The following is a 19,036-nucleotide window of genomic DNA, read 5'->3' as shown; positions in this document are numbered from 1 at the left end:
TTGAAAAAAATGAAAAAAGCACTTACTTGTTTTATTATGACAATGTTTCTTTTTTCTGCTGTAGGTTGTTCTGCAAATGCAGAAAATAATAACACTTTAGAAAGTAGTCAAACACAACAACGTGATGAAAATGCAGAACTTTTACAATCACAAATGCCTAAAGAAGGTGATGAAATCGCTGTAATACAAACAAATAAAGGTGAAATTCGTATGCAGTTTTTCGCTGAACAAGCACCTAAAGCTGTTGAAAACTTCAAAACACATGCAAAAGAAGGATATTTTGATGGTTTAATATTTCATAGAGTAATAAACAATTTTATGATACAAGGTGGTGACCCTACAGGAACTGGTACAGGAGGAGAAAGTATTTGGCAAAAAGATTTTGAAGACGAACCTTCTGACGAATTATACTTTTTTAGAGGTGCTGTTGCTATGGCAAACAGAGGCCCTAACACAAACGGCAGTCAATTTTTTATAGTACAAAATAATGCTGTTTCAGAACAAATATTACAAACAATAAAACAATCTAAAACAACACAAGAAGATGGCGACAATATGGGTATTTATTTAGGTGAAAAATTCATTAGTATTAACCAAATGAAAAATGCTTTTACAGATAAATCAATAGACTACTATGAACAAAATGGTGGTTCTATTGAATTAGAAAATGTGTTTTCTGGAAGTGTTTACACCATATTCGGACAAGTATACAGTGGCTTAGATACTGTAGATACTATTGCTGTTACACAAACAGATACTTCTGATAAACCAGTAGAAGACATTATTATTGAAAAAATTACAATAGAACCATATCATGCAAATGAATAATACTATTTTAATGAACAGTATATAAAGCTGTCCTTTTTTGTACAAAAAACTATTCAAATAATAATTTATATGCTATACTAATATTGTTACTATAAAAGAAGTGATGCATTATGATAGAAAGGGGAATTTTATGAAAAATATGTTATATGGTATTGGTTTGTTAATAAGTGGCAGTATTGGCATTGGTTTTTGTATTATTGCAGCACAACAAAATCCACTATTTTCTAGTAATAATATTAATATTATCAACAAAATATTTGACTGCAACATAACACTTCCTTTTGTAATATTTTGTGTTTTAGCAATTATTGGTATTATTGTTAGCACAAGAGAATTTTTTAATAAATAAAATATGTACCAAAAAGGGCGGTATATACACCACCCTTTTATTATTTCAATTATATTATTGTGATGCTAAAATTTCTTTTAGCTGACTTACAGTAACAAACACAATACCTTGTTTTTCTAGTTCTGGTGCTAATTCTTTAATTGCCTGTACTGTAATATTTCCACCTTCTGGTCCTACGTGTCCAATACCTACAGCATATCCTTTTTGTTTTGCAACTTCTGCTGTCTGTATAATTTGTTTTTTTACCACATTAATATCATCTGTACTATCTAAAAATATATCTCTTTTTAATATTGTTACTCCTTTTTCATGACATACAGCATCTCCAACAGAATTTGCTGTTGTCATACTATCCACAAAAACAAGGCCTTTTTGTGCTACTACATTCATTACTGCAGAAAAGCATCTTTCATTTTCCATAATAGCAGAACCCATATGATTATTAATTCCTGTAGCTCCTTGCACAATAGAAAATGCTTGTTCAACACATTGTGCAATTTCTTCATCAGACATAGAAGTAAATACTCCTTTATCTCCTACCCATTCCTTTTTACCTGTCAAGGATTCCATAGGCATATGTACAATCATTTCTTTTCCTGCAGACTGCAATTTTGAAACATTTTCTGCTGAATTACTTGAAAATGGCATTACTGCCGCTGTAAAAGGAATATCCAATGCTATCATATCATCTGTACCTTCTCCATTATATCCAAAATCATCAATTACAATTGCAATATACTTTTTACTAGAAGTATCTACAGAAGCAGTTGCTGCTTTTGGTTGAAACTTTCTAGTAACGCATAAAAGGCATAAAAAGGCACATAAATACAACAAACATTTTTTTAAAATTTGTTTTCCCTCAAATATTAAAAACATATTCTTTCCTCCAAATATCATTTAATATATATTTATAGAAAGAAAACAATATTATGACAATTATGAATTTCTAAAACAAAATTTTTCAATAGCGTATGCAACGCCATCTTCATCATTTGACAATGTTACAAATTTTGCTTTTTGTTTTACTACTTCTTCTCCATTTGCCATAGCAATACCATAACCTGATTGTTCTATCATTTCTAAATCATTTCCGCCATCTCCAAAAGCCATTACTTCTGACATATCCAGTCCTATCACATTACAAAGTCCTTTTAATCCATCTCCTTTATTTGCTCCTTTATTATTAATTTCTATATTTGCTCCTAAAGAAGAAGTTAATGCAATATCTTCTATGGCAGAAAGACACTGTAATAATTCTTTTCTTAATTCTATTGTAATCCATGGCAAATTAATTTTTTCTACGCCTTGTTTATTTTGTGCTATAAATTCTTCTATGTTCTCTACTGCTACTTTTGTTGTTTTATAATATTTACGAAAAGCAGGCAATATATCAAATGTATCAATACAATCTAATATTTTTTTCTCAAAATATCCATATCCATTAATATAAAATTCTTTTACGCAATGTACTTTTTTTATTGCTTCATAAATTTTTAGTGCCTTTTCTGCACTCATAAAATTAGTATAAATAGGTTTTTGTTCTCCTACACGATATACTGCAGCACCATTAGAAGAAAGCACATATTTTACACCATGTAAATTTTTTACGCTTTCTGGTAATGTGCTATAAACACGTCCCGTTGCTGGTACTACTAATATACCTGCTTGCATTGCCTTTTCTAATGCCTTTTTATTTCCTTCGGATAGTTCACTTTTGCTATTCATAAGTGTACCATCCATATCTAATGCTATCAATTTAATGCTCATATTATTTATACTTCCTCCTCTTTTATTACAAACAATTCATTTGTATGCTGAATGGGAACAACACAGCTTCTATAATTTACACTCCTTTCATCATTTTGTAAAGTGTCATAAACATTATACTTTTCCCAAAAGTGCATAGGAAATGCCTTTTTTACTTTTACTGTTCTCATAATATAATCTAAGCCAAGTATATAATTTTCTTCTAAACGAGGGTCTACTGGTACAAATACAACGTCAATAACAGTATCTTTCATATTATCAATTTCTTTTTTATACATACCAGCAATACCTTTATTAAATTTATCACTTTCTCCATTCCAATGCCACCAATTCAAATCTCCTGCATGATAAATCACTTTGTTATCTACCTTTACTAAAAAGGCAACACCTTCATCATTGGAATGAAATGTTTCTACTATAATATCATCTATTTGATAAGTTTTTCCAAAATGTACTTTATGCACATTTTGAACAAATTTAATAGGTGTTACATCATCTGATAAAACATATTGTATTTGTGGTATTACTTTTTGCCAATCAAATATTTTGCTGTCATAATGGTCCTGATGAAAATGAGATACAAACACAATTATTTTTTTAGAACTATATTTTGAAATATCTAAAAAATCATATTTACCGTTTTCTGTAAAGTAATCAAATATCAAACAATTATTTTCTGTTTCTACCATAAATCCGCTATGGTGGAAATAAGTTACTTGTATCATTTTTTATCATTCCTTTTCTTTTTTTATATAATATTATTTTAATCAATATAAACTAAATTGACAATAGCACAAAAAAAGACATTAGTATAGTTCTAATGTCTTTTTATTTTTTTCTTTTTAAACAATTACATTTTTTGGTGTGTTTGCTTCCCAATTTATAATATTGTCAAATACAATTAATGCTCTTGTATACAATGCTTCATCAGAAGCAAAAGCAACATGAGGTGTTAATACAGTATGTTTTGCATTTACTAATGGATGTGTTTTAGCAATAGGAGGCTCCATTTCAAATACATCAATGCCTGCTCCAGCTATTTTTTGTTCATTTAGTGCATCAGCAAGTGCTTTATTATCAACAACACCGCCTCTTGCTGTATTCAAAAGTATTGCTGTTTTTTTCATCAATGAAATTTGTTCTTTTCCTATCAATTCTTTTGTTTCATTATTAAAAGGTACATGAAGCGATACAATGTCACTTTGTTTTAATAATTCTTCCAAAGAAACATATTGTATACCAGCTTGTTTTACATTTTCTCTTTCTGTTCTGCTGTATGCTATAACATTACAACCAAAAGCTTTTGCTATCAAAGCCACTTTTGTACCAATAGCACCTGTACCAACTACACCAAATGTTTTATTATACAATTCAGTACCAACAAGTCCTGCTTTTGTACCTTCTACTCTTGTTACATTATCACAAGCAGGGATATTTCTTAATACAGAAATAGCTAATCCAAATGCTAATTCTGCAACTGCATTTGTAGAATATCCTGCTGCATTACATACCATAATTCCTTTTTGTTTACAATAATCAATATCTATATGATCTACTCCTGTAAAAGCAACAGAAAGCAATTTCAAATTTTGGCAATATTCTATTACATTTTTTCGGAAAGGTAAATTTGCTACAATAATAATATCTGCATCTTTTCCTCTTTCTACTAATTCCTCAGCATTTTCTGTTCTAGTTTCATAATAAACTACCTCATGTCCTTTTTGCTTTACTACTTTTGCAGCTTCTTCTACCTTTTCTAATGTAATGCCTAAAGGTTCTATAATAACAATTTTCATGCTATCCCTCCTATATATTTATTTAATTTGTATAAAACTAATTTTATTGTAAGCTATAAAAATATAAAAATCAATAAACTTTTTTTCATTCTACTATAAAAAATATATTTTTTTACAAAATTTTTTATTTTTTGCAGAGCTTGTTACAAAAATATTGTATAATAAAAAAGTATAAATTTTATATCATAAGAAAGGGGAATATAATGTCTATATTATTTTTACAATATCCAAAATGTAGTACTTGCAAAAAAGCTAAAAAATGGTTGGAAGAAAACAATATCACTTTTGAAGACAGAAATATTGCAGAACAAAATCCTACAGAACAAGAATTAAAACTATGGCATCAAAAAAGCGGTTTGCCATTAAAAAAGTTTTTTAACACAAGTGGATTAGTATACAAAGAATTAGGATTAAAAGATAAATTAAAAGATATGACGGAACAAGAACAATATACTATACTTTCTACAAATGGTATGCTTGTCAAAAGACCTCTTATTATAACAGAAAACAGTATATTAATTGGTTTTAAAGAGGCAGAATGGGAAAAACTAAAATAATATACAAATAAAAAAGCTGCCGCTTTATGATAATTTATCAAAAGCGACAGCACTTTTTTATAATATTATTTTACTTGGTTTACTAATTCAGCACCATCAACAAATGCTTTCAAGTTTCCTAATGTAACCTCAGCAATTGCTCTTAAAGCTTCTTCTGTAAAGAATGCTTGATGACCTGTCAATATAACTCTATCATCATGTAATAATTCATTTAATACAGGGTCTTTGTCTGTAATGTTGCTTCTGTCTTCATAGAAATATTCATGTTCTTTTTCACAAACGTCAAGACCTACACCTCTGAATTTTCCAGCTTTTACAGCAGCTAATAAATCTTCAGTATTGATTAAGCCACCTCTAGAAGTATTTACTAATAATACTCCATCTTTCATTTTTGCAATAGAGTCTTTATTAATCATATGTTTTGTTTCTGGGAACAATGGGCAGTGTAATGTAATTACATCAGATTTTGCATAAAGTTCATCTAATGTTACATATTCGATGTCACTGGACTTATCTGGAAAAGCATCATAAGCGATAATTTTCATACCAAATCCTTTTAATATGTTTACAGCACATTTACCAATTTTACCTGTACCTACTACACCAGCTGTTTTACCAACAAGAGCAATACCCATTAAACCATTAATATTGAAATTGAATTCTTTTGTTCTGTTAGAACCTAAATGAGTATTTCTGTTTACAGTTTGAAGCAAAGCAACAGCATGTTCTGCAACAGACTCTGGAGAATATGCAGGTACTCTTAATACAGGAATACCTAATTCTTTTGTTTTTGCTAAATCAACGCTGTCAAAACCAGCACATCTTAAAAGCATAACTTTAACGCCGCCATCTTTTAATGTTTGTATAACTTCTGCAGTTGCTTCGTCATTTACGAAACTACAAGTAGCATCAAAACCTTTTGCTTTGTCTGCTGTTGCTGGAGTTAATCTTTCTTCAAAATAAGTTATTTCATAGCCCAATTCTTTGGAAACAGCGTCAAAAGCTATTTTGTCATAAGGTTTTGTGTCGAAAAATGCAATTTTCATATCAAATTCCTCCTAAAAATTATATATTAATAAGTAGTTGTGAAAATAAAGATATATTTTCATATCTTTATCTATAAAATAATTTTCTATACGTGATTACAAGCCTTTGCTTGTCTTACTTTTAACAATATAATATATTTTTATAAATTTGTCAATATCTTTTGTAAAAATAATCTACTTTTTCACCAATTTTTTTATATATTTCTAAAATTTTTAAATTGTTATGATAATTATTTATTTTTTTTATAAAAATTCAGTGACTTTTTTAGACAAACTGCATGAGAAATAAAATCTGATATATTACAAAATCACAATGATTTTTGCCAAAAATACATATTTTTTGAAAAATTAAGCCAAAAAAATAACAGTATTATAAAAAAAATAAAGTTACTGAAAAATTTTTTATATTTATATAGAAAAAACAGCATATAAATTGTAAAAAAACACAAAAACAGCATAGTAAAATAACTATGCTGTTGTTTTATATTAAGATTTAATTTCAATGTCAAACAATTTAGAAACAGAAATACCTTCATGTATTCTATTGATAGCATCTGCAAAAATATCTGCTACAGTTAACTCTTTTATTTTTGAAATACGTTTTTCTGGAGGTAATGTAATAGTATTTAATACAATTAGCTCTTTTATTGCAGAATTTTCAATTCTTTCTATTGCAGGACCAGAAAGTACAGGGTGTGTACAACAAGCATATACTTCTTCTGCTCCTCTTTCTTTCAATGCGTTCGCTGCATTTGTAATAGTACCTGCTGTATCAATCATATCATCTATTAATATTACTTTTTTTCCTTCTATATCGCCAATAATATTCATAATTTCACTGACATTTTCTTTTGGTCTTCTTTTATCAATAATTGCCAGAGGAATATTCATTTTTTCTGCAAAATTTCTTGTTCTGCCTACACTTCCCAAATCTGGAGATACCGCAACAATATTATCTGCATGATGAAATTTCTCATAATAATGTTTTACCAAAAGCGGTGCTCCTAAAAGGTGGTCAACTGGTATATCAAAAAATCCTTGTATTTGTGCACAATGTAAATCCATTGTTAAAACTCTATCTGCACCAGCACAAGCAATTAGATTTGCAACTAATTTTGCACTAATAGGGTCTCTAGCACGTGTTTTTCTGTCTTGTCTTGCATATCCATAATAAGGAATTACCGCATTAATTCTACCTGCGGAAGCTCTTTTCATAGCATCAATCATAATAAGTAATTCCATTAAATTATCATTGACAGGTGCACAAGTAGACTGAATAATATATACGTCTGCACCACGAATGGTTTCATTAATTTTAACAAAAATTTCTCCGTCACTAAATTTCTCCACCTCAGAATTTCCTACTGTTAATCCTAAGTCTTTTGCGATTTTTTCAGCCAAGTCTTTGTTAGAATTGCAAGCAAAAATTTTAATATCGCTATTGCAGTTATAAGTCATTTCATATATCCCCCTATGGTTTTTTCTGCTCAATAGTGTCGTGCCACATTACATGGCAAAAGTAAATACAATTCTATATTACATCAAATACGACTATATTTCAACATTATTCCATAAAAATCAATGTTTTTTTACCCAACCTTCAATTATTTGCTGTCTTGCTCTTGCTACAGCAAGTACTTCTTCAGGAACATCTCTTGTAATAGTAGAACCAGCTGCAATATAAGAACCTTTTTTTATAGTAACAGGAGCTACTAAATTTGCATTACAACCTACAAACACATTATCCTCCACAATAGTTCTATGTTTTTTACTACCATCATAATTTACTGTAATACTACCACAGCCAAAATTAATTTTTTCTCCTGCATCTGTATCTCCAACGTAAGTAAGATGAGGAATTTTTGTGCCATTTCCTATAGTAGAATTTTTAACTTCTACAAAATCACCTACTTTTACACCATCTCCAATATGACAATCTGGACGAATATATGCAAAAGGCCCTATATTTGCACCATTTCCTATAGTAGAATTCATTGCAACACTATATTGAAGCTGCACTTCATTTTCTATTATCATATTTGTTAATTTTGCATTTGGACCAATACTACAGTCTTGTCCTATTACTGTATTACCTTCTATAATAGTATTAGGATATAATATGGTATCTTGTCCAATTTCTACTTCTGGGTCAATCCAAGTATTTTCAGGTGATAGTATTGTTACACCATTTTCCATATGTTTTTTATTAATTCTTTTTTGCATAATAGAAATTGCTTCTGCTAATTGTGCACGAGAATTTACACCAAAAAATGCAGAAGCATCTGTTGTAATCAGTGCATTTACTTTTCCTCCATACTGCAATATAATTTCTAATGTATCTGGTAAATAATATTCTCCTTGTGCATTATCATTTGTTAACTGAGAAAGTGCTTTTTTTAAATCAGCACCTTTAAAACAATAAATGCCTGTATTAATTTCTTTTATTAATTTTTGTTCTTCTGAAGCATCTTTGTGTTCTATGTTTTTTAAAAAATTGCCTTTTTCATCTCTTATAATGTGACCATATCCTGCAGGATTTTCTAATATAGCAGAAACAATAGAAACACTATTATTTTCTTTTTCGTGAAATGTTAACAATTCTTGTAAACTTTCTTTTGTAATCAGAGGAGTATCTCCATATAGTATCAATATATTTTTATCCTCTTCTATAAAATCCATTGCCTGCATTACTGCATGACCTGTACCCATTTGTTGCTGTTGCAATGCAAATGAAACATTTTTATTTCCAATCGCTTTTTTAACTTCTTCTGCCTTATGTCCCACCACAACACATAGTGCTTCTGTATTACAATGTTCTGCCGCTTTTATAACATGACAAATCATAGGAGTATGAAATAACTCATGAAACACTTTCGGTTTTTTAGATTTCATACGAGTGCCTTCTCCTGCTGCTAATATAATTGTTTTAAATGACTTCATACATTTTCTCCTTCAATATAATAAACATTCTATTATTATTGTCTTTTTTACTTTATATCATAACACAATAGAAATAAACAACAATTTTATATGACTATTATCTCATTTTTTACTATCTTTTTCAAGAGGAACATAAAACAGAAAAATAACAATATAGCTTGTCTTTTTTATGGCTGATTTTGCATCATTTCATAATAACGTTTTAAAACATCTTGTATTGTAACAGAACTATTTTCAGAAAATTTTATTTTTACTTTATAATCATGACATAAAAAATCATAGGGATTTTCTATTTGGTTCAAAAAGTCAATTATTCTTTGTTGTTGAGGTAAGTCTTTATTTATCACTACTTCTGTAATATCTATAAGTTTTTTTTCTTCTTCCATAAAAAACAAAACTCCTTTCTATAGCTATATATACTACATTGTATGAAATCTAAAAAAGGATATGCTATAAAATAATATAAAAAATATATTGACAATATAAAAATAAAATATTATTATATTATTGTATTAAGTATCTAATACAATAATATAATAAAGGAGTATACTTTTTGTGAAAGAATATGACAATAAAATACCTATCTATATGCAAATTATAATGGAAATGAAAATACGTATCGTTTCTGGAAAATTAGCTGCTGGAGAAAAAATTGCTTCTGTAAGAGAACTTGCACAAGAATTTGAAGTCAATCCTAATACAATGCAAAGGGCATTATCAGAAATGGAAAGAGAAAATTTATTTTATACAGAAAGGACATCAGGTCGCTTTGTAACAACTGATGAAGGTATCATTATGACACTAAGAAATCGATTGGCAGAACAAGAATTACAGAAATTTATGGGTTATATGGAACAAATAGGTTATAGTAAAAAAGAAATTATACAAAAAATAGAAACATGGCAAAAGGAGAGAAAAAACAATGAATAATAATATTATAGAAATCAAACAACTTGAAAAAAAATATGGCAATAAAGAAGTATTAAAGGGATTAAATTTAACAATAAACTCTGGACAAATTGTAGGACTTTTAGGGCCAAATGGCTGTGGAAAAACTACATTATTAAAAACTATAGTAGGATTGATAAAAGATTATAAAGGAACTGTTTTGATTGACGGAAACGCTCCTAACACTTATACTAAATCAATCGTTTCTTATTTACCTGAAAAAACATATTTAAGTAATTGGATGACAGTAAAAGATGCTTTTTCTCTTTTCAGTGATTTTTATACAAATTTTAATATAGAAAAAGCAAGAGATATGGCACATTCATTACAGTTAGAAGAAAAACAAAAAATTACTACAATGTCAAAAGGTATGCAAGAAAAAATACAGCTGATACTTGTAATGTCAAGAGAGGCTAAAATATATATACTAGATGAGCCTATAGGTGGTGTTGACCCTGCTGCAAGAGATTATATACTCAGCACAATATTAAAAAACTATTCCAATGAAAGCTCTATATTACTTTCTACTCATTTAATACATGATGTAGAAAGAATATTTGATAAAGTGTTATTTTTAAAAGACGGAAAAATAGAACTTGACGAATATGTAGATACCATAAGAGAACAAAAAGGATTATCCATTGATGCACTATTTAGGGAGGTGTACAAAATATGATGTTAAAATTAATGAAATATGAAATTAAATCTACTTATAAAGTATTTTTTACAATTATGGCGAGTTTTGTTTTGCTCACAATATTGCTATGTATGAGTATGAAAATTCCAAATAAAATGATGTTGATACTGTTTTCTGGAGCTTGTTTTGTGATAGGAGGAGGTACATTTGTTGCTTATTTGATTACATTGCTTAACAGATATTATAAAAATCTTCATGGTAGAGAAGGCTATTTAATGTTTACATTGCCTGTAAAAGGCTGGGAATTGGTATGTTCTAAATTTGTAATTGCTATGTTTTGGAATGTTGTTTTAATTATAACAATTATTATTTGTTCTCTAGGTGTAGCTCAATTTATGCTGTGGAGTATACCAGATGATATGATACAAACATCTTATACATTAATAAAACTGATACAAAGGGTAATGTCAGAACAAGGATATTTTGTTTTTTGTACATTTGTATCTATATTAGTAAGAATTGGTGTAAACATTGCACGTGTTTATTTTGTTATTTCTGTAGCATATTTGCCTTGTTTCAAAAAAGGAAATATTATTATTGCTTTATTGTTGTATTTTATAGTAAATATAATAGAAAGCATTATTACAAAAAATTTATTGAGAGTTGTATTTTTTACTTATTCTTCTCCATTTTTAACTACATTTACATCAACAATCAATCTACTAGTAGAGGGACAAAACAGTACTGTATTTTTTTCTATGATAACAGTTTCTATTATCACTATTGTCCTATTTCTTATAGGATGCAGTTATATATTGACAAAAAAAGTAAATATAAAATAACAATGAAAAAAGAGCTGACAATCTCAAAAGAAAGTCAACTCTTTTTTTAGGGGAAGAAGTAGAAAGAATGTTATTTGTATGGGGGAGAATAACATTCTCAATAGTAATTATAAACAACTATAAAAAAATTATACACAAAATTAAAAAAATTTTTAATATATTTAATAATAATTATTATCTAAAAATTATTATTGATTTTTTATACTAGTTCTGTTATATTTGGTATAAACATTTTATTTTTTATTATAATAAAAGTGTAATATCGATTGTACAGAAGGAGGAAATCATTTATGTTGTTACATTTAAAAACAAATGAATTTGATAAAGAAGTATTACAAAGCAATCAACCTGTATTAGTTGACTTTTCTGCAACGTGGTGTGGTCCTTGTCAAATGATGGGGCCAATTATGGAAAAATTAGCAAAAGATTATGAAGGAAAAGCAAAAGTTGCAAAAGTAGACATTAATGAGTGTGAAGATTTAGCAGTAAAATATAATGTTATGAATGTACCTTGTATGCTGTTTTTTAAAAATGGAGAAATAAAAGACCAAGTAATAGGTGCTGTACCAGAAGAACATTTGACCGAAAAATTAAATCGTTTGTTATAATATAAATTGTCTGTACTACCATTTTTATAGCAGTACAGACATTTTTTTAGCCTTTTTTCATCATATCTTTATACAGTGGGTACATAGGAGAAGATACACCAAATCCTCCTGAAATGGAAAGTATTTCTCCTGTGACAAAAGCAGACAAATCGCTTGCAAAATATAATACTGCATTTGCTATATCATCTGGTTGTCCTGATTTGCCAAGTGGTACTGTTTTTAAAAACATATTTAAAAATTCTTGTGACATATTATCCATGGAAGCATCTGTTTCAATAAATCCAGGTAAAACAGCATTACAACGAATATTTTTATGAGCATACTGTACAGCAATATCTTTTGTCAAAAAATTAATAGCAGCTTTTGAAACACCATATGCGGTACGAGAAATATCAGCATATTTTCCTCCTACAGAAGAAATATTTATAATACTTCCTCCTCCATTTTTTTCCATATAAGGAATGACTGCTTTACAAGGTAAATAAACACTTTTGATATTAACATTAACAATATCAAAAAATTTATCTGTATCTCCTCTTACAACATCTAAATCTTTTTGTACATCTGTTGTACCAAAATTATTTACAAGTACATCAATGCGATTTTCTTTTTGTAATACTTCTTGTATCATAGAAGTATATGTTTGTTCTTTTTCTGCATCAAAATATACTACATCTGCACTGTCACCACATTGTTGTATTTCTTCTGCTATTTTTTTACCAGCGTCTAAACGACGTACTGCTAAATATACCTTTGCTCCTTTTGATGCTAATTTTTTTGCAGTATGGTATCCTATTCCTCTTGTAGATGATGTAACAAGTGCAACTTTTTCATTTAATAATGCCATACCATTATCCTCCTATACTTTTTGTAAATTACTTTTATTTTTATAGTATATACTGTTTTTGTATATTATAAAAAATTTTTGAACCAATATCGTAATAATGTACTCTTATATATAGGTGCACCAAAATAACAAAAAAATATACAAAAACTAAAATAAATGATACTGCTTTTTTTATAAAAAAAATTTTAAAAAAAATTGAACCAATATAGCAATATGGTGCTCTTATAAATATAGGTGCACCAAGTAATAAAGAAACAAAAGGAGGCAGCACGTGGAAGAATTAGAATGGATAAAAAAAATGCAGCAAGGCGATGATACTGCTTTTTTCATAATATATGAGAAATATAAAAATGCAGCATTGCGAACAGCTTATCTGATTACGGGCAATCGTTACACAGGAGAGGATATTTTACAAGAAACATTTGTCCAGTGCTGTCTTCACATAAAAGAACTAAAAGACCCTACAACTTTTAAAGCGTGGTTTTACAAAATATTGACAAGGACAGCCTGGAAATTTGCTAAAAAAGAAAAAATTGCAGTACCTGTTGAAAATTTATTTGAAACAATAGATGAAAGTGTGGAAGAAGATTCCGAAAAAACATTTTTGCAAAAAGAAGAAAGAAGAAAACTACTGGAAGCTATCAATCAATTAGATTTGAAGCAGAGAATTACAGTAATATTATATTATTACAATGAAATGTCTGTTTCAGAAATTGCAAAAGCTACAGGCAGTTTAGAAGGTACTGTAAAATCCAGATTATTTTTTGCCAGAAAAAAGCTGTATCAAAAGTTGAAAGCAGACGCATTTTTTAAGGGAAGGGTTTGTGAGAAAAATGGATAAAAGAATAGATGATTTTATAAAACAAGAACTAAAGCAAACAGTAAAAAACATGGAACCGTCCCAACAATTATTTTTTAACATCAAAAATAAAATAAAATTACAGGAGGAAAATAGTATGAAAAAGAATTTATTTGCTTCTAAAAAATTAAAAGCTGCTGTAGTAGTAGGTGCATTGTGTGTAATGTCATTTACTTGTTATGCTGCTATGAAAATAAGTGGCTATACAAGTCACAGTTATAGAGAATGGGACAACTTACCAACAGCAGAAGAAGTACAGAAAAAAGTAGACTTTACACCAAAATTTATAGAAGAATTTTCAAATGGTTTTGTATTTAAAGATGCTTCTGTTGGTGCAATGTCTGGTACAGATAGTGAGTTTAACAAAGTAACAGCAGAGCATAAAATAGTGACATTTGATTACAAAAGAGGAGAAGAAATTATTGCTATTACAAATAGACAAGTATCCGATGAAATTGGTGACGACTATTCCGGTTTTGATGAAACAGTAGATTTAGATGGTATTGAAGGTCATTATAATAAACAAGCGTACAAATTTTTCCCACCAGATGTAACACCATCTGACGAAGATATAGAAGCACAAAAAGCTGGTGCTTTGGAAATCTCTTACGGCAGTAGCGAAATTGAAGAAATGAATATACAATCTCTTTTCTGGGAAGAAGATGGTATTGTTTATGAAATGACAGCACTAGGTGCAGATATTGACAAAGAAGGTTTAATTGAAATGGCAAAAGAAGTAATTGCAAAATAATACTACATGATACAAAACTCCCTATCAATATAATGTATCATATGAAAAAGTGCCTACAATAAATATTGCAGGCACTTTATTTATATCAATGTTTTATAGCATAAAATGCCTCTATAGCATCTGCAAAATATTCTGATGCTCCTTTACTATATTTTTCATCTATCATAGATTTTATTTTTTCATTGCGATAATATTTTGCTTGTGCTAACATAATTTCTTTTTCTTGTTTTATTTGCAAAAACTGTTTCATAATAAAGCCATATTCTGCTACTATTTCTTTTACTTCAAAAGAATGAATGTCACAATTTCTTTTTGAAATTAATTTTTGTAATATACACTCTGTTCTTTTATTATAACTTTGTGCAACTTCTTTACTAATAGGGTGCTTTAACACATCTAAAAATGTGTCTTTTCCTCCATACCACTCTACCACTTTAGCATAACGTTTTTGCATATCTTCTGATGATACTGTTTGTATATAATGCTTTTTCCATTTTTCAATGCTCCCAAATTCTTCAATTACTTTTTGCATTACATTTTCTGGCATATTATCAAGCATTGTTTGAAACATTTCTTCTATTTCTATTTTATTAAACACTGCAAAATCCATATCATTTTCTCCTTTCAGTATATTGTCTATCTGTGCTATTAATTTTTCTATACGTTCCTTTTTTGTTAACAGCATATCTCTCTGCATTTTTAATATTTGATTTTTATCGAGAGTACTCTCTTTTATTATTGCTTTAATCTCTTTTAACGGAATATCAAATTCTCTAAAAAATAATATCTGTTGTAATATTTCCAGTGCTTTATCATCATAATACCGATAACCTGCTTCACTTTTTTCTGTAGGTAAAAGTAATTCTATTTCATCATAATAATGTAATGTGCGTATACTGATACCTGTAATTTCTGATATTTCTTTTACTGTTTTCATATTACTTCAACCCCTTTTGCATTACTTTACAGTATTACGTAACGTTAGTGTCAAGCATTTTTTTACAAAAAAAATTCTACCAAACTGGTAGAATTTTTTCTTACTATATTTAACTATACTTTTTTATTTATCTAATGGTTTCATAGCAGGAAAAAGTAATACGTCACGTATAGAAACAGCTTCTGTCAAAAGCATTACCATTCTATCAATGCCAATACCTAAACCACCTGTTGGAGGCATACCATACTCTAACGCTGTAATAAAATCATTATCAATCATATTAGCTTCTTCATCACCTGCAGCACGAAGTGCTTCTTGTTTTAAAAATCTTTCTTTTTGATCAATAGGGTCATTTAATTCAGAATACGCATTACCATATTCTCTACCTACAATAAACAGTTCAAAACGTTCTGTAAATCCAGCTTTATCTGCCTTTTTCTTACTTAATGGAGAAATTTCTATTGGATAATCAATTATAAATGTAGGCTGTATTAAATTCTTTTCTACATATTCTTCAAAGAAGAAACTCAATATATCTCCTTTTTCATGTCTATCTTCAAATGCAATGTTATGTTCTTTTGCTAATTTTTTAGCTTCTTCTGTATTTGCTACTTGGTCAAAATCTATTCCAGAATATTGTTTTACTGCATCTATCATAGTAATACGTGCAAATTTTTGTCCTAAATCTAATTCATGTCCACCATATTGTATTTTTGTTGTGCCTAATACATTTTGTGCTACAGTACGGAATAAATCTTCTGTTAAATCCATCATACCTTCATAGTCTGTAAATGCTTGATATACTTCAAGAAGTGTAAATTCTGGATTATGACGAATAGAAATCCCCTCATTACGGAATACTCTACCTATTTCGTATACCCTTTCAAAACCACCTACAATTAAACGTTTTAAAGGCAGTTCTAATGCAATCCTTAAATACATATCAATGTCCATAGCGTTATGATGTGTGATAAAAGGACGTGCAGCAGCTCCGCCAGAAATAGATTGTAATACAGGCGTTTCTACTTCCAAAAATCCTCTATTATCCAAGAAATTTCTGATTTCTTTTATAATAGCAGAACGTTTCATAAAAGTATCTTTGACTTCTGGATTAACAATCAAATCAATATATCTTTGACGATAACGCAATTCTTGATCTTTTAAGCCATGAAATTTTTCAGGCAACACCTGTAAACTTTTGGAAAGAAGAGTTACTTCTTTTGCATGAACAGAAATCTCACCTGTTTTAGTTTTAAATACAAACCCTTTGATACCTACTATATCACCTATATCAAATTTTTTAAAAGCAGCATAATTTTCATCACCTATATCATTTCTGCTAACATAAGATTGTATTGTGCCATTTCTATCTTGTATATTACAAAAGGACGCTTTCCCCATAACTCTTTTTGACATCAAACGACCAGCAATGGCAACATCTTGATTTTCTAATGCTTCAAATTCTTTTTTTACCTCATCACTATGTTTTGTTACATCAAATTTTGTTTTTTCAAAAGGATTTTGCCCTTCTGACTGTAATTGTGCTAATTTTTCTCTACGTATTCTAATTTGTTCTGTCAATTCTTGCTGTGTCAATTCTGGTTGTTCTGATTGTGTTTGTTTTGTATTATCTGTCACGATAATTTGCCTCCTCTTGTTTATTACTTAGTTATATTTTATTTCTTGATTTCTTCTATACGGAATTTTAATTCTCCTGAAGGTGCTTCTATAGTAACTGTTTCTCCTAGTTTATGCCCAATTAAACCTAAACCAACAGGAGACTCATTTGAAATTTTGCCATCCATAGGGTCTGCTTCAGCAGAGCCAACAATAGAATATTCTACTTCTTCTTCAAATTCAAAATCATATAATTTTACAGTAGAGCCAACATTGACAATATCATTATTCACTTCATCATCATCTATTACCTCTGCATTTCGAAGCATTTTTTCTAATACAACAATTCTAGACTCAATTTCTGCTTGCTCTTCTTTTGCTGCATCATATTCTGCATTTTCAGATAAGTCACCTTGTCCTCTTGCTTCTTTTATTTTTTCTGCAACTTCTTTTCTACGAACAGTTTTTAAATTTTCTAGTTCATTTTCCATTTTTGTAAGACCTTCATAGGTCAATATTACTTTTTTCTCTGCCATAGTGACAATACACTCCTTTTATATTTACAATAAATATTTCAGTAATACTGAAAGAGAATTGATTTTGTTTATTTGAAAAAGAGGCAGGTATGCACCTGCCTATTTTTACTGTAAAATTATACTCCACCACTTGTTTATTGTCAATCATTTTCATCATTCAAAAATACAATAAAGCTCTTTTTATATTCGTTTTTCAAAACAAGTTAGTCCTGTTATTATAATTTCTTTTTGTTGTAATAAATCTATAATTTCTTGAGCAGATTGTTGACGATAGTCATGACATAAAAAATAATAAAAGTGTTTTTCTGTTGCACAAAATATCGTTTCTAGCTGTTTAGAATAATATGTATTGTTCTGCCATTTTAACAACAATCCATCTGAAAGTAACAAATCATTTCTTCTTGACAATAATCTTTTCATTTTAGGTTTGTTTTGTATGATATCAAAATAAAAAGCATTTTTTTGTATTTTATAGTCGTAATTATCCATATTATTAGAACAATTTATGATAACATTATATGTTCCGAATAATTTATTTTTTTCTCCCGTAAAAAATTCTAAACATAAACCATAGTCTTCATAAATTTGTTCTGTTTTTTTTGTAAAATATTCTTGTCTATTTGTATAAATAGAAAGATAATTAACATGAGGATATAATACATCTAATACCAAATCTGTAATAAAATTTTCTCCATCAATAATCAAAAACCTGCTTTCTTGTAATGTTTTATGTTGTCTTTTTATTGCTTTTTGTGTTGCTTGTAATACTAAAAGGCTATTTAGAATAGTTCCATAACATATTTTTATATTATTAGGCAGTATAATATCGCAATCAGTTAATACTACAGCAACTTCTTTTTGCTTCAGAAATAACAAAAGTTTTTGTATTTGTTTTTCTGTTTGTTGTTCCAAATTTTGATAAATTTTTATTTCATATCCTTCTGCATTTGCTAAATTCATTTCTTTTATGCAAAAAGGTCGATACTGCAATAAATACCAATTTAATATAAAATGAGGCAATTTTAAAAAAATTTTAGGTATACCAAAACTTTCAATTTTTGTAGAACATTGTATTTCTGCAAATTTCATAATATCACGTCCTTATTATAATTTATATTATATTTATTCTTTTGTTACAAAAGAGATACATTTTCTAGAAATATTTCCCTTT

Annotated in this window: 22 protein-coding genes; 9 read left to right on the top strand and 13 right to left on the bottom strand. The window is 28.7% G+C overall.

What is annotated here, in order from left to right; translation table 11 throughout:
* Positions 1 to 9 precede the first annotated feature (9 nt).
* Both C820_RS04135 and C820_RS04130 read left to right on the top strand, forming a co-directional pair.
* The gene (locus tag C820_RS04135; protein ID WP_004038042.1) at positions 10 to 828 is read left to right on the top strand and encodes a peptidylprolyl isomerase; all 819 of its coding nucleotides are present in this window, start codon (positions 10 to 12) and stop codon (positions 826 to 828) included.
* Positions 829 to 958: 130 nt separating this feature from the next.
* Entirely contained in the window at positions 959 to 1,177 is a 219-nt protein-coding gene (locus C820_RS04130; protein WP_004038043.1) for a hypothetical protein, read from the top strand.
* 54 nt (positions 1,178 to 1,231) lie between these two features.
* Here C820_RS04130 and C820_RS04125 read toward each other — a convergent pair whose 3' ends face one another.
* The 4 genes from C820_RS04125 to C820_RS04110 form a co-directional block, all read right to left on the bottom strand.
* Positions 1,232 to 2,053 (bottom strand): divergent polysaccharide deacetylase family protein, encoded by an 822-nt coding sequence (locus C820_RS04125; protein WP_004038044.1) that lies wholly within the window; start codon positions 2,051 to 2,053, stop codon positions 1,232 to 1,234.
* Positions 2,054 to 2,113: 60 nt separating this feature from the next.
* The gene (locus tag C820_RS04120) at positions 2,114 to 2,944 is read right to left on the bottom strand and encodes a Cof-type HAD-IIB family hydrolase (RefSeq protein WP_004038046.1); all 831 of its coding nucleotides are present in this window, start codon (positions 2,942 to 2,944) and stop codon (positions 2,114 to 2,116) included.
* Positions 2,945 to 2,949: 5 nt separating this feature from the next.
* Positions 2,950 to 3,669 (bottom strand): MBL fold metallo-hydrolase, encoded by a 720-nt coding sequence (locus C820_RS04115; RefSeq protein ID WP_004038047.1) that lies wholly within the window; start codon positions 3,667 to 3,669, stop codon positions 2,950 to 2,952.
* A 117-nt stretch (positions 3,670 to 3,786) separates the two neighbouring features.
* Positions 3,787 to 4,740, bottom strand: a complete 954-nt coding sequence (locus C820_RS04110; protein ID WP_004038048.1) for a 2-hydroxyacid dehydrogenase — start codon at positions 4,738 to 4,740, stop codon at positions 3,787 to 3,789.
* Between the two features lie 203 nt (positions 4,741 to 4,943).
* On the opposite strand from C820_RS04110, the gene C820_RS04105 reads away from it, so the two are divergent.
* The gene (locus C820_RS04105) at positions 4,944 to 5,297 is read left to right on the top strand and encodes an arsenate reductase family protein (RefSeq protein ID WP_004038050.1); all 354 of its coding nucleotides are present in this window, start codon (positions 4,944 to 4,946) and stop codon (positions 5,295 to 5,297) included.
* Positions 5,298 to 5,362: 65 nt separating this feature from the next.
* Here C820_RS04105 and C820_RS04100 read toward each other — a convergent pair whose 3' ends face one another.
* From C820_RS04100 to C820_RS04085, 4 genes are all read right to left on the bottom strand, one after another.
* Positions 5,363 to 6,343: a 2-hydroxyacid dehydrogenase gene (locus C820_RS04100; protein ID WP_004038053.1), complete on the bottom strand. Its 981-nt coding sequence runs from the start codon at positions 6,341 to 6,343 to the stop codon at positions 5,363 to 5,365.
* Positions 6,344 to 6,829: 486 nt separating this feature from the next.
* Entirely contained in the window at positions 6,830 to 7,801 is a 972-nt protein-coding gene (locus tag C820_RS04095) for a ribose-phosphate diphosphokinase (protein ID WP_004038054.1), read from the bottom strand.
* A gap of 120 nt (positions 7,802 to 7,921) precedes the next feature.
* Entirely contained in the window at positions 7,922 to 9,283 is a 1,362-nt protein-coding gene (gene glmU, locus C820_RS04090) for a bifunctional UDP-N-acetylglucosamine diphosphorylase/glucosamine-1-phosphate N-acetyltransferase GlmU (protein ID WP_004038056.1), read from the bottom strand.
* Positions 9,284 to 9,450: 167 nt separating this feature from the next.
* Positions 9,451 to 9,669, bottom strand: coding sequence for a DUF6870 family protein (locus tag C820_RS04085; RefSeq protein ID WP_004038058.1), 219 nt, complete (start codon positions 9,667 to 9,669; stop codon positions 9,451 to 9,453).
* 169 nt (positions 9,670 to 9,838) lie between these two features.
* Here C820_RS04085 and C820_RS04080 point away from each other — a divergent pair, with 169 nt between their 5' ends.
* From C820_RS04080 to trxA, 4 genes are all read left to right on the top strand, one after another.
* On the top strand, positions 9,839 to 10,213 hold the full coding sequence (locus tag C820_RS04080; RefSeq protein ID WP_004038060.1) for a GntR family transcriptional regulator: 375 nt from the start codon (positions 9,839 to 9,841) through the stop codon (positions 10,211 to 10,213).
* A complete protein-coding gene (locus tag C820_RS04075) occupies positions 10,206 to 10,907 on the top strand; it encodes an ABC transporter ATP-binding protein (protein ID WP_004038072.1) in 702 nt (233 codons plus the stop codon). Before C820_RS04080 ends, C820_RS04075 begins: the two co-directional genes overlap by 8 nt.
* Positions 10,904 to 11,710 carry a hypothetical protein gene (locus C820_RS04070; protein ID WP_004038073.1) on the top strand — a complete coding sequence of 269 codons (807 nt, stop codon included), beginning with the start codon at positions 10,904 to 10,906 and terminating at the stop codon, positions 11,708 to 11,710. Before C820_RS04075 ends, C820_RS04070 begins: the two co-directional genes overlap by 4 nt.
* 290 nt (positions 11,711 to 12,000) lie before the next feature.
* Positions 12,001 to 12,318: a thioredoxin gene (gene trxA, locus C820_RS04065; RefSeq protein WP_004038074.1), complete on the top strand. Its 318-nt coding sequence runs from the start codon at positions 12,001 to 12,003 to the stop codon at positions 12,316 to 12,318.
* Between the two features lie 46 nt (positions 12,319 to 12,364).
* On the opposite strand, the gene hdhA is transcribed toward trxA, so the two are convergent.
* A complete protein-coding gene (hdhA, locus tag C820_RS04060) occupies positions 12,365 to 13,165 on the bottom strand; it encodes a 7alpha-hydroxysteroid dehydrogenase (protein WP_004038076.1) in 801 nt (266 codons plus the stop codon).
* Positions 13,166 to 13,436: 271 nt separating this feature from the next.
* Here hdhA and C820_RS04055 point away from each other — a divergent pair, with 271 nt between their 5' ends.
* Positions 13,437 to 14,006: an RNA polymerase sigma factor gene (locus C820_RS04055; RefSeq protein ID WP_004038078.1), complete on the top strand. Its 570-nt coding sequence runs from the start codon at positions 13,437 to 13,439 to the stop codon at positions 14,004 to 14,006.
* Positions 13,990 to 14,775 carry a hypothetical protein gene (locus C820_RS04050; protein WP_004038079.1) on the top strand — a complete coding sequence of 262 codons (786 nt, stop codon included), beginning with the start codon at positions 13,990 to 13,992 and terminating at the stop codon, positions 14,773 to 14,775. The genes C820_RS04055 and C820_RS04050 overlap by 17 nt, the downstream gene beginning before the upstream one ends.
* An 85-nt stretch (positions 14,776 to 14,860) precedes the next feature.
* Here C820_RS04050 and C820_RS04045 read toward each other — a convergent pair whose 3' ends face one another.
* The 4 genes from C820_RS04045 to C820_RS04030 form a co-directional block, all read right to left on the bottom strand.
* Positions 14,861 to 15,712: a MerR family transcriptional regulator gene (locus C820_RS04045; RefSeq protein WP_004038081.1), complete on the bottom strand. Its 852-nt coding sequence runs from the start codon at positions 15,710 to 15,712 to the stop codon at positions 14,861 to 14,863.
* A gap of 123 nt (positions 15,713 to 15,835) precedes the next feature.
* The gene (gene lysS / locus C820_RS04040) at positions 15,836 to 17,350 is read right to left on the bottom strand and encodes a lysine--tRNA ligase (protein WP_004038083.1); all 1,515 of its coding nucleotides are present in this window, start codon (positions 17,348 to 17,350) and stop codon (positions 15,836 to 15,838) included.
* Between the two features lie 38 nt (positions 17,351 to 17,388).
* A complete protein-coding gene (gene greA / locus C820_RS04035; protein WP_004038085.1) occupies positions 17,389 to 17,865 on the bottom strand; it encodes a transcription elongation factor GreA in 477 nt (158 codons plus the stop codon).
* Between the two features lie 180 nt (positions 17,866 to 18,045).
* Positions 18,046 to 18,954 carry a hypothetical protein gene (locus tag C820_RS04030; protein WP_004038086.1) on the bottom strand — a complete coding sequence of 303 codons (909 nt, stop codon included), beginning with the start codon at positions 18,952 to 18,954 and terminating at the stop codon, positions 18,046 to 18,048.
* Positions 18,955 to 19,036: the final 82 nt, after the last annotated feature.

The organism is Clostridium sp. MD294 (assembly GCF_000364165.2).
In the GTDB taxonomy this organism is placed as follows: domain Bacteria; phylum Bacillota; class Clostridia; order Lachnospirales; family Anaerotignaceae; genus Coprocola.
This window is presented reverse-complemented; position numbering and strand designations above follow the sequence as displayed.

What these genes read in the sequence shown, in the direction of transcription:
- C820_RS04135 (WP_004038042.1), top strand. Translation starts at nt 10, where the DNA reads ATGAAAAAAGCACTTACTTGTTTTATTATGACAATGTTTCTTTTTTCT.
- C820_RS04130 (WP_004038043.1), top strand. Translation starts at nt 959, where the DNA reads ATGAAAAATATGTTATATGGTATTGGTTTGTTAATAAGTGGCAGTATT.
- C820_RS04125 (WP_004038044.1), bottom strand. Translation starts at nt 2,053, where the DNA reads ATGTTTTTAATATTTGAGGGAAAACAAATTTTAAAAAAATGTTTGTTG.
- C820_RS04120 (WP_004038046.1), bottom strand. Translation starts at nt 2,944, where the DNA reads ATGAGCATTAAATTGATAGCATTAGATATGGATGGTACACTTATGAAT.
- C820_RS04115 (WP_004038047.1), bottom strand. Translation starts at nt 3,669, where the DNA reads ATGATACAAGTAACTTATTTCCACCATAGCGGATTTATGGTAGAAACA.
- C820_RS04110 (WP_004038048.1), bottom strand. Translation starts at nt 4,740, where the DNA reads ATGAAAATTGTTATTATAGAACCTTTAGGCATTACATTAGAAAAGGTA.
- C820_RS04105 (WP_004038050.1), top strand. Translation starts at nt 4,944, where the DNA reads ATGTCTATATTATTTTTACAATATCCAAAATGTAGTACTTGCAAAAAA.
- C820_RS04100 (WP_004038053.1), bottom strand. Translation starts at nt 6,343, where the DNA reads ATGAAAATTGCATTTTTCGACACAAAACCTTATGACAAAATAGCTTTT.
- C820_RS04095 (WP_004038054.1), bottom strand. Translation starts at nt 7,801, where the DNA reads ATGACTTATAACTGCAATAGCGATATTAAAATTTTTGCTTGCAATTCT.
- glmU (WP_004038056.1), bottom strand. Translation starts at nt 9,283, where the DNA reads ATGAAGTCATTTAAAACAATTATATTAGCAGCAGGAGAAGGCACTCGT.
- C820_RS04085 (WP_004038058.1), bottom strand. Translation starts at nt 9,669, where the DNA reads ATGGAAGAAGAAAAAAAACTTATAGATATTACAGAAGTAGTGATAAAT.
- C820_RS04075 (WP_004038072.1), top strand. Translation starts at nt 10,206, where the DNA reads ATGAATAATAATATTATAGAAATCAAACAACTTGAAAAAAAATATGGC.
- C820_RS04070 (WP_004038073.1), top strand. Translation starts at nt 10,904, where the DNA reads ATGATGTTAAAATTAATGAAATATGAAATTAAATCTACTTATAAAGTA.
- trxA (WP_004038074.1), top strand. Translation starts at nt 12,001, where the DNA reads ATGTTGTTACATTTAAAAACAAATGAATTTGATAAAGAAGTATTACAA.
- hdhA (WP_004038076.1), bottom strand. Translation starts at nt 13,165, where the DNA reads ATGGCATTATTAAATGAAAAAGTTGCACTTGTTACATCATCTACAAGA.
- C820_RS04045 (WP_004038081.1), bottom strand. Translation starts at nt 15,712, where the DNA reads ATGAAAACAGTAAAAGAAATATCAGAAATTACAGGTATCAGTATACGC.
- greA (WP_004038085.1), bottom strand. Translation starts at nt 17,865, where the DNA reads ATGGCAGAGAAAAAAGTAATATTGACCTATGAAGGTCTTACAAAAATG.
- C820_RS04030 (WP_004038086.1), bottom strand. Translation starts at nt 18,954, where the DNA reads ATGAAATTTGCAGAAATACAATGTTCTACAAAAATTGAAAGTTTTGGT.